Origin of the sequence: Kitasatospora sp. MBT63, from assembly GCF_000710465.2 — a bacterium.
Lineage (GTDB): Bacteria > Actinomycetota > Actinomycetes > Streptomycetales > Streptomycetaceae > Kitasatospora.
Genome location: NZ_JAIZ01000453.1, coordinates 1 through 12435, shown reverse-complemented (window position 1 = coordinate 12435; position 12435 = coordinate 1). Strand labels below are relative to the sequence as shown.

General features: G+C 75.4%; 8 protein-coding genes, 1 pseudogene and 1 riboswitch. Of the genes and pseudogenes, 5 read left to right on the top strand and 4 right to left on the bottom strand.

Annotated elements, in window-relative coordinates; all coding sequences use genetic code 11:
- Positions 1-54: 54 nt before the first annotated feature.
- Together AA75_RS24465 and AA75_RS24460 are read left to right on the top strand one after the other, a co-directional pair.
- Positions 55-963, top strand: coding sequence for a family 16 glycosylhydrolase (locus AA75_RS24465; protein ID WP_033822377.1), 909 nt, complete (start codon positions 55-57; stop codon positions 961-963).
- A gap of 26 nt (positions 964-989) precedes the next feature.
- Positions 990-2231 (top strand): hypothetical protein, encoded by a 1242-nt coding sequence (locus AA75_RS24460; protein ID WP_051813223.1) that lies wholly within the window; start codon positions 990-992, stop codon positions 2229-2231.
- On the opposite strand, the gene AA75_RS24455 is transcribed toward AA75_RS24460, so the two are convergent.
- Both AA75_RS24455 and ribA read right to left on the bottom strand, forming a co-directional pair.
- On the bottom strand, positions 2200-3411 hold the full coding sequence (locus tag AA75_RS24455; RefSeq protein ID WP_033822376.1) for an FAD-dependent oxidoreductase: 1212 nt from the start codon (positions 3409-3411) through the stop codon (positions 2200-2202). The genes AA75_RS24460 and AA75_RS24455 overlap by 32 nt on opposite strands.
- 159 nt (positions 3412-3570) lie before the next feature.
- On the bottom strand, positions 3571-4233 hold the full coding sequence (ribA, locus tag AA75_RS24450) for a GTP cyclohydrolase II (RefSeq protein ID WP_051813221.1): 663 nt from the start codon (positions 4231-4233) through the stop codon (positions 3571-3573).
- A gap of 180 nt (positions 4234-4413) precedes the next feature.
- Between ribA and AA75_RS24445 the strand changes: the two genes are divergently transcribed.
- A complete protein-coding gene (locus AA75_RS24445; protein WP_033822375.1) occupies positions 4414-5322 on the top strand; it encodes an NADP-dependent oxidoreductase in 909 nt (302 codons plus the stop codon).
- Positions 5323-5325: 3 nt separating this feature from the next.
- Complete coding sequence (locus AA75_RS24440) at positions 5326-6090, top strand: VOC family protein (RefSeq protein WP_033822374.1); 765 nt, start codon at positions 5326-5328, stop codon at positions 6088-6090.
- A gap of 8 nt (positions 6091-6098) precedes the next feature.
- On the opposite strand, the gene lnt is transcribed toward AA75_RS24440, so the two are convergent.
- Together lnt and cobN are read right to left on the bottom strand one after the other, a co-directional pair.
- Entirely contained in the window at positions 6099-7658 is a 1560-nt protein-coding gene (gene lnt / locus AA75_RS24435; protein WP_033822373.1) for an apolipoprotein N-acyltransferase, read from the bottom strand.
- 107 nt (positions 7659-7765) lie between these two features.
- Positions 7766-11422, bottom strand: coding sequence for a cobaltochelatase subunit CobN (cobN, locus tag AA75_RS24430; protein WP_033822372.1), 3657 nt, complete (start codon positions 11420-11422; stop codon positions 7766-7768).
- Positions 11423-11542: 120 nt separating this feature from the next.
- Positions 11543-11666: riboswitch (cobalamin riboswitch) on the bottom strand.
- Between the two features lie 113 nt (positions 11667-11779).
- Between cobN and AA75_RS24425 the strand changes: the two are divergent.
- Positions 11780-12435 (top strand): annotated as a pseudogene (locus AA75_RS24425) (cobalamin biosynthesis protein CobG); the annotation flags it as partial.

Here is a 12435-nt window from a genome sequence, read left to right as displayed (position 1 = left end):
GGGGGGGGGGGGGGGGGCGGCGCCCCGCCGCTGCCCGCGACGGACGAACCACCGGTGACCGTGGCCGACCCGCGCCGCCGCGGCCGCCTCGGCCGGCGCAGTGCCGTGGTCGCGGGCTCCTGCGTGCTGCTGCTCACCGCGGCCTGCGCCGGCCCGGCCGCGTCCCACGGCCTCACCGTCGTCCCGCAGGCGGCCGAGGCCACCGCGACGGGCGCCGCCGCCTCCGCGACGCCCGCCGCGCCCGGGGCCTGGCACCAGGTGTTCCGGGACGACTTCAACGGCCTCGGCCTGGACCCCGCCAACTGGGTGACCTGCTACGACTGGAACGACGCCGGCTGCACCAACGCGGGCAACCACGAGGAGCAGTGGTACCTGCCCGGCCAGGTCGCGGTGAACGGCGGTGCCCTGGTCCTGTCGGCCGAGCGCACGCCGACCGCGGGCAGCGACGGCAAGAGCTACCCCTGGACCTCGGGCATGGTCAGCACCGGACGGCAGTCCTGGGACGGGACGCCGCTGCACACCTTCACCTACGGCTACTTCGCGGCCGCCATCCGGACCCCGCAGGACCCCCGGGGCATGTTCCCGGCCTTCTGGCTGATCCCCGCCGAGACCCGCGGCGCCCCGCCCGAACTCGACGTGGCCGAGTTCCCCGGCACGGACCGGTTCGTCGCGATGAACCTGCACTGGAGGACCGCGGACGGCGGTGACGGCAGCGTCGGCCACCGCTACACGCCGCAGAGAGTCTCCGCCGGTTCCACGGTGTTCGCGATGGACTGGGAGCCCGACTCGGTGACCTGGTACGTCGACGGTGTGCAGCAGTTCCGGGTGACCGACCCGGCCGTCATCCCGAGCGTGGCGATGGAGCTGATCCTCAACCTCGCGGTGGGGTACCCGCAGTCACCTCCGTCAGACGTCGGCTCCGCCCAGTTGCACGTCGACTGGGTCGCGGTCTGGCAGCACTGATCCCGCCGAGGAAGCTGGGTGTCGACATGGAACGAGCCGGGCCGGCCCTGGACCCCACGGTCCCCGTCCTGCTGGTCAAGGTCGGGCGGTACCCGCAGGCGCACAGCCCCGTCGGCGTGGCCAGGTCGTTCGGGCGGCTCGGTGTCCCGGTCCACGCGATGGTGGAGGACCGCTTCACCCCGACCGCGCTCTCCCGGTACCTGACCCGGCCGCTGGTGGCCCCCACCGACGGCCGCGAGCCGCCCGAGCGGCTGGTCGCGCTGATCCGGGCGGCGGCCCGTTCGGTCGGCCGCCGCAGTGTCGCGGTGGCGACCGACGACGAGGCGGCGGTGCTGCTCGCCGAGCACGCCGAGGAGCTCGCCGCCGAGCTGCTGCTGCCCCCGGTGCCGCCCAAGTTGCCGCGGATGCTCGCGGACAAGGGCGAGCTGAGCGGGATCTGCCTGGCCAACGACGTCCCGACCCCCCGCGCCCTCGCCCCGCGCGACCGGGGCGAGCTGCTGGCGGCCGCCCGCGACTGGGGTTACCCGGTGGTGCTGAAGAACGTCGGCTCGTTCAGCCGGCTGAGCCGCCCGGCGGTCGCCGCCACCACGGTGGTGCACGACGAGCGCGAGCTGCTGGCGGCCTGCCCGCAGGCGGTGGTGGCCTCCGTGCTGGTCCAGGAGTACCTGCCGGCGGAGCACGCCGAGGACTGGTTCACCCACCTGTGCTGCGGCCCCGGCGGCGAGCCGCTGGTGGTGTTCACGGGAGTGAAGCTGCGGTCCTGGCCGCCCGGCGCCGGGATCACCACCCGGGCCCGCGCGGTGCCCAACCCGGAGCTGGCCGAGCTGGCCGCCCGGCTGTGCCGGCAGATCGGCTACAGCGGGGTGGCCGACCTGGACTGGCGGCTGGACCGGCGCGACGGCCGGTACAAGCTGGTCGACTTCAACCCGCGCACCGGCGCCCAGTTCCGGCTCTTCGAGACGGCGGCCGGGGTGGACGTGGTAAGGGCCCTGCACCTGTCCCTCACCGGCCGCGAGGTCCCCCGCGGTGGGCAGCTGGCCCGGCAGTTCGGAGTCGGGCAGGTGGACCTGATGTCGGCCGCGGTGACCGCCTGGCACGAGCGGCGCCCGCCGCGCGGGCTGCGCCCGCACCGGGGCACCGAGCGGGCCTGGCTGTGCCGGGACGACCCGGCGCCGGCGCTCGCCGAAGCCGTGCGGTTCGGCGGAACGCCGGTGCTGCGGGTCGCCCGGCGGGCGCTCAGCGCGGCTTCGAGGCCACGGCCGCGCTGATCCGACGCGCCGCGAAGCCGGTGCCGGCGACGAAGCGCAGCAGCGGGCCGAAGCTGTCCGCGGCGGACAGCCCGGAGAAGTACAGCCCCGGCACCGAGGACTCGAACCCGGCCGACAGCCGCGGCGCCCCCTGCGGGGTGAGGCGCAGTGCACGCAGCACCGGCTCGTCGAGCAGGCCGATCCGCTCGACGTCGACCCGGTAGCCGGTGGCCGCCAGCACGTGGTCGGCCTCCACCGTGCGCGTCGGTCCCAGCAGCCGGAGTACGGCGGTGCTGTCGTCGGCCTCGGAGGACTCCAGGGTGTGGCCGGTCAATACCGGTACCCGGCCGTCCACCCGGTCGCGCAGCCACCAGGCGCCGGCCGGGCCGAGCACGGTGCGCACCGACCTGGCCCGCCGCCGGTCGGGCAGGTAGCGGAAGGCGGCGGGGAGCCGGCTGAACGCCAGCAGCCCCCAGCCGGGGCCGAGCGGCGATCCGGGGCCGGCCAGCCGGGAGGTCAGGGGCCGGTCGTGGTCCTGGTCGGTCTCGGGCGGGACGCCGAACAGCAGCTCGTGGGTGCGGGCCACCACGGTCGGCCGGGCGTCCGCCTCGTGCAGCAGGGCGGCGCTCTCCAGCGCCGACTGCCCGGCGCCGACGATCGCGACCCGCTGCCCGGCGAACTTCGCGAGGTCCACGTGGGCGTTGGGGTGGGAGGCCAGGCCCGCGTCGACCAGCGGCTGCAGCACCGGGGGGACCCAGGCGTACGGCTGGAGCCCGGTGGCGAGCACCACGGCGGCGCTGGTGAAGGTCTCGCCGGTGTCGAGCAGCAGGGTGAACCGTCCGTCCTCGTACCGCAGGCGGAGCACCTTGGTGCGTTCGACCTCGGGCACGCAGGTGCGTTCGAACCACTCGCCGTAGCTGATGAACTCCTCGATCGGGATGGGGTGCTGGTCGCCGCCGAGCGGGCGGCCGGCCTGGATCCGGTAGTCCTCCAGCCGGAACCGGCCCCAGGGGTCGGAGATGGAGGAGGCGCGGGGGGTGGACTTCAGGTACATCCCGACCGGCATCCGGGAGCGCCAGCTGTCCATCGGCTCGCCGAGGATCCGCATCGGGATCCCGCGGCCCTTGAGGTGGGCGGCGACGGCGAGGCCGTAGGGTCCGGCTCCGATGACCGTCACGGGGACGGCGGTGTCGGCTTTCACGGTCGCCTCCGCGGCGACGGGCGCCGGTCGGCGGGGCGGGACGGGCGGTGCGGCGTCATCGAGCCACCTCCTCGGGGCGGGGGAGTCCCCGCTTCCCAGGGTGCACCGTGGCCACGGGCCCGGCACGTCCGGCGGCGCGGCCCGCGGCGGCCCGGGGGCTCAGCCGACCAGGCGGGCCAGCGGGATGGCGTGCCCGGTGTGCTCCACCTTGGCCCGCAGGTAGCGGATGTTGCTGGCGGAGACGTGCACGCCGGTCGGGACGTGCTCGGTGACCTCGATGCCGAGGGCGGCGAGCTGGCGCGCCTTGTCGGGGTTGTTGCTGAGCAGGCGGACCGCGGTGGCGCCGAGGGTGGTGAGCATCTGGGCGGCGGCGGTGTAGTCGCGGCCGTCCTCGGGCAGGCCGAGCGCGGTGTTGGCCTGGTAGGTGTCGAGCCCGGTGTCCTGCAGCGCGTAGGCGTCCAGCTTGTTGTAGAGGCCGATGCCGCGGCCCTCCTGGCGCAGGTAGAGCAGGTAGCCGCCGGTCTCGGCGATCCGCTCGGCGGACTCGCGCAACTGGGGGCCGCAGTCGCAGCGGTCGGAGCCGAAGACGTCGCCGGTGAGGCACTCGGAGTGCAGCCGGACCAGGGGAGCGGCGCCGGCGGTGGGGTCGCCGAGGGCGAGCGCGAGGTGCTCGGCGCCGTCGGCGAGGCCGTGGAAGGTGAAGACCTCCGCCTCGACGTGGTAGCCGTCCGGGAAGGTCAGCGGGATGCGGACCCGCGAGCGCACGGTGGCGGGGGAGGGCGCGGCTGCGGGCTGGTGCTGGTCGGTCTCGGTCTGCGTCATGCCCGGCCTCCGGCGTGGTTCAGATTTGAACGGTGTCTCGGGCTGAGACCGTACACCTTAGTTCCAATTTGAACAACACGAGTTTTCGGGAGCCACTTTCGGCCCACCATCCCCAGCCGCCACCGGCGGGCACCACGCACAGTGGGCAGGGGGAGCAGCCGACACGACGAGGGAAGCTCCATGTCCAAGGCATTCGGATTCACCGACTACGGCGGCCCGCAGCACCAGGCGTTCCTCGACCGGCCGGCCCCCGCGCCGGGCCCGGGCCAGCTGCGGATCGCCGTCCGGGCCGCCGGGGTCAACCCGATCGACTGGAAGATCCGCCGGGGCCTGACCGGCAAGCACGTGGCGCTGCCGGGCGTGCTGGGGGTGGAGGCGGCGGGCGTGGTCGAGGCGGTCGGCGAAGGGGTGACCGGTTTCGCCGTGGGGGACGAGGTGTTCGGGGTGGCCGCGGTCGGCGGCTACGCCCGGCAGACCCTGCTGGCGGCCGACGCCACCGCCCGCAAGCCGGCCGGCGTCACCTTCGCCCAGGCCGCCGCGCTGCCGGTGGCCGCCGCCACCGCGTACGACGGGGTGGACAACGTCGGGCTCACGGCCGGGCAGACCCTGCTGATCCTCGGCATCGCCGGCGGCGTCGGGAGCGTGGCCGCCCAGCTCGCCCGGGCCCGCGGCCTGCGGGTGCTGGGCACCGCCAGCGACGCCCGCCGCGCCTTCGTCGAATCGCTCGGCGCCACCCAGGTCCGCTACGGCGACGGCGTGCAGCAGCGCATCCTGGCCGAGGCACCGCAGGGCGTCGACGGCATCCTCGACCTGGTCGGCGGCGCGGACGCCAGGGCGGCGGCCGAGACGCTCGCCGACCGCAGCCGGCTGATCGCCACCTCCGACCCCGGCACCGCCGCCGAACTGGGCGGCTCCTTCATCCGCCGCAGCCCGGCCGCCCCCACCCTGACCGCGCTCGCCGAACTGGTCGCGGCCGGCCGCCTCGACCCGCAGATCACCGCCACCTACCCGCTCGAGCAGGCCGCCGACGCACTGGCCGAGGTCGAGTCCGGCCACGCCCGCGGCAAGCTGATCCTGGAAGTGAGCTGACCCGTGAAGATCACCACCACGACCCCCGGCGCGCCCTGCTGGGTCGAGCTGGGCACCGTCGACCCGGGGGCCGCCAAGTCCTTCTACGCGGAGCTGTTCGGCTGGCGGGTCGAGGAGGACCCCCGGGCCGAGGCCGGCGGGTACACCAGCCTCCTGCTGGGCGACGCCCCGGTGGCCGGGCTGACACCGCTGCACCAGCCCGAGCAGCCGACCGCCTGGACAGTCTCCTTCGCGGTCGCCGACGCGGACGCGAGCGCCGCCGCGGTCACCGCGGCCGGCGGCCGGATCCTGCTGGAACCGTCCGAGGTCTTCGACCTGGGACGGTTCGCGGTCGCCGCCGACCCGGCCGGCGCCGCCTTCTCGCTCTGGCAGGCCCGGGCCTTCAACGGCGTCGCCGTGATCGACGAACCTGGCTCGCTGGGCTGGGTCGAGCTGACCACCCGCGCCGTCCAGCAGGCCAAGGAGTTCTACCCGAGGGTGTTCGCCTGGAGCGTCACGGTCGGCGAGATGTACACCCAGTGGGGCCTGCGCGGGCACGACTTCGGCGGGATGGCCGACATGAGCGACCAGTTCCCCGCCGACACCCCGCCCTACTGGATGCCGTACTTCGCGGTCGCCGACGTGGACCGCACCGCCGAGCGGGCCGCGGCGCTCGGCGCGTCCGTGCTGCTGCCGCCCACTGACGTCCCGGACGGGCCCCGGCTGGCGGTGCTCAAGGACCAGCAGGGCGCGGTGTTCGGGGTGCACGTCGCGGGCGCCGCCGGGTAGCGGCGGCCTCACGCGTCGGCGGGCTGCTCCTCGTCCTCGGCCGGTGCCGGCGCCGCCTGCGGGCGGCCCGGCCGGCCGACCGCGGGACGCAGCGCGGTGCCGGCGGCGGCCAGCGTGATCAGCACGCACGTCACCGGCACCCAGTCACCCAACCGGTCGTACCAGGTCAGCGCGGTGGGGGCGGCCAGCGGCAGCCGCACCGTGACGGACCCGGTGGCGCCGGTGTCCATCCGGGCCAGCCGCCGGCCCTGCCGGTCGTACGCGACGGACTCGCCGGTGAGCGCCGCCTGGACCACCGGACGGCCGGTCTCGGCGGCCCGGATCGCCCCCAGCGAGGCGTGCTGCGCCGGGGCCCAGGTGTTCTGGAAGGTCGAGGTCGCCGACTGGTAGACGATCATCCTGGCACCGTCCCGGGCCGCCGCCCTGGACATGTCGGGGAACGCCGACTCGAAGCAGATCAGCGCGCCGACCGGCATCGCCTCGCCCGCGCGGTCGGTGGTGGGCAGCAGGTGGAACGAGGTGCCGGGGGCGCGGTTCTCGCCCGCCGCCTCGCTCACCCCGGCGATCCAGCCCAGCAACGGACGCAGCGGGATGTACTCGCCGAACGGCACCAGCCGGATCTTGCGGTAGCGGGCCGCCACCCCGTCCGGGGTGACCAGCACGGCGTCCTTGGAGATCCGCCCGTCGGCCTTCCTGGCGTCCTCGCCGACCAGCAGCTGGGCGCCGCTGAGCGCGGCCAGCGCCCGGACGTCGCCCAGAGCCGCCGGATCACGGTCCAGGTCGGCGGTGGTGCTGCTCTCGCCCCACACCACCAGGTCGACCGGCTGCCCCACCAGCTTCTGGCTGATCCGGACGTTCGCGGCCAGCCTGGCGTCCGCGTCCGCGGTCTGGCCGGGCTGCACCAGCGCCACCGTGGCCAGCCCCTGCGGGGCGCTCTGCCGCTGCACCGCGAACAGCAGCGGCCCCGACACCAGCGCCGCCACCAGCACCGCCGCCGCCAGCGCGCGCACCGGCAGCCGGTGCGCGGTGAGCACGATCAGCACCGCCGTGTTGGCCGCCGCCACCGCCGAGCTGACCAGCCACACCCCGCCGACCGAGGCCAGCCCCAGGATCGCCGGGTGCTCCCACTGGCTGGCGCCCAGCAGTGCCCACGGACCGCCGAGCGCGGCCCAGGAACGGGCGAACTCGCAGGTCACCCAGACCGCCGGGACCACCACCAGGGCGGTCAGCGCACGCCGCGGGGTCAGCGGCGGGTTCAGGGTCCGCCAGACCGCGAGGCCCAGCGCCGCCTGGAGCGCGCCGAACAGCAGCGCCAGCAGGACCAGCCCCGGACCGATCGACGGGACCAGCCAGTACATCGCGACCAGGATGAAGCCCGCGCCGAACCACCAGCCGCGGACCGCCGCCTCCCGGCCGCTGGGCGCCCGCTGCATCGCCAGCATGCCTGGGACCAGGGCGACCCACGCCAGCATCGCCAGCCCCAGCCCCGGGAAGGCCAGCACGGGCAGGGCCCCCGAACCGAGGGCGGCGTAACGGGCGGGCTGGGTGAGGCCGGCACGAAGGGTCATGCCGTGATTGTCCGCTTCTCGAGCCCCGGTCACCTCATTCCCGGGTCACCCGCGTGGCGGACCGGAGGTGAAGATCTGGTGTACCCCCGGTCCGCGCGGCGGAAGGCTCAGCCCTCGCCCTCCAGATCGCCCTCGGTCTCCAGGAAGGCGGTCCGCAGGGCGTCGATCAGCGCCGGGTCCGGCTCGGCCCACAGACCGCGCTCGGCGGCCTCCAGCAGGCGCTCGCTGATCCCGTGCAGCGCCCACGGGTTGGCGCCGGTGAGGAACTCCCGGTTCACCGGGTCGAGCACGTACTCCTCGGTCAGCTTCTCGTACATCCAGTCCGCGACCACGCCGGTGGTGGCGTCGTACCCGAACAGGTAGTCCACCGTCGCGGCCATCTCGAAGGCGCCCTTGTAGCCGTGCCGGCGCATCGCCTCCAGCCAGCGCGGGTTGACCACCCGGGCGCGGAACACCCGGGCCGCCTCCTCGGTCAGGGTGCGGGTGCGGACCGTCTCGGGCCGGGTGGAGTCACCGATGTACGCGGCCGGGTTCATCCCGGTCAGCGCGCGCACGGTGGCGACCATGCCGCCGTGGTACTGGAAGTAGTCGTCGGAGTCCGCGATGTCGTGCTCACGGGTGTCGGTGTTCTTGGCCGCGACGGTGATCCGCTTGTACGCGGTCTCCATCTCCTCGCGGGCCGGGCGGCCGTTCAGCTCGCGGCCGTAGGCGTAGCCGCCCCAGACCGTGTAGACCTCGGCCAGGTCGGCGTCGGTGCGCCAGTCCCGGCTGTCGATCAGCTGCAGCAGACCGGCGCCGTAGGTGCCCGGACGGGAGCCGAACACCCGGACGGTGGCCTTGCGCTCGTCGCCGTGCACCGCCAGGTCGGCCTGGACGTGGGCGCGCACGAAGTTGTCCGCCCCGTCCTCCTCCTGACGGGCGGCGAGCCGCACCGCGTCGTCCAGCAGTGCCACCACGTGCGGGAAGGCGTCCCGGAAGAAGCCGGAGATCCGCAGCGTCACGTCGATCCGGGGACGGCCCAGTTCGTCGAGCGGGATCACCTCCAGGCCGGTGACCCGGCGCGAGGCGTCGTCCCAGACCGGGCGCACACCCAGCAGGGCGAAGGCCTCCGCGATGTCGTCGCCGGCCGTGCGCATCGCGCTGGTGCCCCACAGCGACAGGCCGACCGACGGCGGGTAGGCGCCGTCGTTGTCCGCCAGGTAGCGCTCGACCAGCGAGGCGGCCAGCGCCTGCCCGGTCTCCCAGGCCAGCCGGCTCGGGACGGCCTTCGGGTCGACCGAGTAGAAGTTGCGGCCGGTCGGCAGCACGTTGACCAGGCCGCGCAGCGGCGAGCCGGACGGGCCGGCCGGCACGAAGCCGCCGTTCAGCGCGTGCAGCACCGCGTCCAGCTCGTCGGTGGTGGCGGCGAGCCGGGGCACCACCTGGCGGGCGGCGAAGTCCAGCACGTCACGGACCGCCTCCGGGTGCCCGGCGGCGACCTTCTCCACCGCCTCCGGCGCCCAGTCCTCGGCCTCCATCGCCTCGACCAGGGCGCGGGCCTGCGCCTCGGCCGCGTCGGTGGCGCCCAGGGTCAGCGCGGCCTCGTCCAGGCCGAGCGCCTCGCGCAGGCCGGGCAGCGCGGCCACCCCGCCCCAGATCTGCCGCGCCCGCAGGATCGCCAGCACGATGTTGACCCGGTCGGTACCGGCCGGCGCCTGGCCCAGCACGTGCAGCCCGTCCCGGATCTGGGCGTCCTTGACCTCGCACAGCCAGCCGTCGACGTGCAGCAGGAAGTCGTCGAAGCCGTCGTCCTCGGGCCGCTCGTCCAGGCCCAGGTCGTGGTCGAGGCGGGCGGCCTGGATCAGGGTCCAGATCTGGGCCCGGACCGCCGGCAGCTTGGCCGGGTCCATCGCCGCGATGTTGGAGTGCTCGTCCAGCAGCTGCTCCAGCCGGGCGATGTCCCCGTACGAGTCGGCGCGGGCCATCGGCGGCACCAGGTGGTCGACCAGGGTGGCGTGGGCGCGGCGCTTGGCCTGGGTGCCCTCGCCCGGGTCGTTGACCAGGAACGGGTAGATCAGCGGCAGGTCGCCGATCACCGCGTCCGGGCCGCAGTCGGCGGACAGCGCGGCCGTCTTGCCGGGCAGCCACTCGAGGTTCCCGTGCTTGCCGAGGTGGATCACGGCGTCGGCGCCGAAGCCGCCGTCCGACCGCTCGGCCGCGATCCAGCGGTAGGCGGCCAGGTAGTGGTGGCTGGGCGGCAGGTCCGGGTCGTGGTAGATCGCCACCGGGTTGGCGCCGAAACCGCGCGGCGGCTGGATCAGCACCAGCAGGTTCCCCGAGCGGATCGCGGCCAGCACGATGTCGCCGTCCGGGTTCTGCGAGCGGTCCACGTACAGCTCGCCGGGCGGCGGGCCCCAGTGCTCCTCGACCCGGCCGCGCAGGCCCTCCGGGAGGGTGGCGTACCAGCGGCGGTAGTCCGCGGCCGGGATCCGGACCGGGTTGCGGGCCAGCTGGTCCTCGGTCAGCCAGTCCTGGTCGTACCCGCCCGCCGCGATCAGCGCATGGATCAGCGCGTCACCCTCGTGTCCTCGCCCGCTCGCCTGGTCGCCCGCTCGGGGCGGGTTGGGGCGGTCCTCGGACGCGTCGTCGTCCAGACCGGGCAGACCGGTGCCCAGGTCCATGCCCTCCGCACGGAGCCGCTCCAGCAGCCGCATCGCGGAGGCCGGGGTGTCCAGGCCGACCGCGTTGCCGACCCGGGCGTGCTTGGTCGGGTACGCCGAGAGCACCAGCGCGAGCCGCCGCTCGGCGGCCGGGATGTGCCGCAGCCGGGCGTGCCGGACCGCGATCCCCGCCACCCGGGCGGCCCGCTCGGGGTCGGCCGCGTAGACGGTCAGCCCGTCCTCGTCCAGCTCCTTGAACGAGAACGGCACGGTGATCAGACGGCCGTCGAACTCCGGGACGGCGATCTGGGTGGCGGTGTCCAGCGGGGACAGGCCGTCGTCGCTGGCCTCCCAGGCCACCCGCGACCAGGTCAGGCAGAGCGCCTGCAGGATCGGGCGGTCCAGCGCGGCCAGCGCGCCCGCGTCCCAGGCCTCCTCGTCGCCGCCGGCCTGCGCGTCGGCCGGGCGGGTGCCGCCGGCCGCCAGCACGGTGGTGACGATCGCGTCGGCGGTGCCCAGGCGCGCCAGCAGCTCCGGCTCGGCGCCGCGCAGCGAGGAGCAGTACAGCGGCAGCGCCCGCGCCCCCCGGTCCTCGATCGCCCGGCAGAGCGTCTCGACGAAGCCGGTGTTGCCGCTCATGTGGTGGGCGCGGTAGTACAGCACCGCGATCACCGGGCCCTCCGTGGTGCGGGCGGTGCGCTCCAGCGGGCCCCACTCCGGCGCGGACACGGGCGGCGCGAAGCCGTGGCCGGTCAGCAGCACGGTGTCGGACAGGAAGGCGCCCAGTTCGGCCAGGTTGGCCGGGCCGCCGTGCGCGAGGTAGGCGTGCGCCTCGGCGGCGAGCCCGGCCGGGACGGTGGACAGCTCCATCAGCTGGGCGTCCGGGGCCTGCTCGCCGGTCAGCACCACGACCGGGCGGGGGCCGGCCAGCAGCGCGTCCAGGCCCTCCTGCCAGGCCCGGCGGCCGCCGAGCAGCCGGACGATCACCAGGTCGGTGCCCTCGGTCAGCGCGGGCAGGTCCTCGACGGCCAGCCGGGCCGGGTTGCCCAGGCGGTACGGCACCGGGCCGTTCGAGGCGCGGGCGCTGAGCAGGTCGGTGTCGGAGGTCGACAGCAGCAGGATCATGCGAGGGGCCTCCCGGCCTCGTCGGCGAACGGGCGGGCGGCGCAGGACATGCGGCAGCGCACAGGTCAAGCCTTCCTCGGGGTCCGCGCCCCGTGGCGGTTCCCCCCGGCCACGCGCCGGAGGGCTGGTCTGAGGGACGGCAGGAGTTCCTGGCTCCCACGGCGGTGAACCGTGGTCACAGTGGCGGGACCGCACCGGGTTTGCACCGGTTTCCTCCCCTTGCGCCGTCGCTGGCACGGGTGGCCCGCGGGCCACCCGGGCAGCATCGTACGGGGTGCCGACCGGCTGCGGAGCTGGTCCGCGGCTGTGATCTACGAGACCGGGGCATCCGATCGGACCATCTGTATGCTCGCCGCCATGCCACCCACACCCGACGCCTCCGCGCCGGGCCCCGCCCTGCCCGACCGGGGCCGGGCCGACGCCTGCCCCGGCGCGCTGCGCCTGCACCGGGCCGACGACGGCGCGCTCGCCCGGGTCCGGGTACCCGGCGGACTGCTGACGGCCGCTCAGGCACTGGTCCTGGCCGAGGCCGCCGAGCAGCTCGGTGACGGGCAGCTGGAGACCACCTCGCGCGGCAACGTCCAACTGCGCGGCCTCGGTTCGGACGCCGGCGCCGAGCTGGGCGGGCGGCTGCGCGCGGCCGGCCTGCTGCCCTCCGACACGCACGAGCGGGTCCGCAACATCGTCGCCTCCCCGCTGGCCGGCCTCGACGGCCGCGGCCACGCCGACGTCCAGGCCTGGGTGCGCGAGCTCGACCGCCGGCTGTGCGCGAGCGACTGGGCGGCCGCGCTGAGCGGCAAGTTCCTGTTCGCGCTGGACGACGGACGCGGCGACGTGGCCGCCCTGGACGCCGATGTGACATTGATCGCAAGGCCCGGCGGCGCGGCCCTGCTGCGCCTGGGCCGGGCCGCCACCGCCCGGCCGGTACCCGCCGGCGGCGCGGTGGACGCGGCCCTCGGCGCCGCCCGCGACTTCCTGGCCGCGCTGGAGGCCGCCGGCCGTACCGCCTGGCA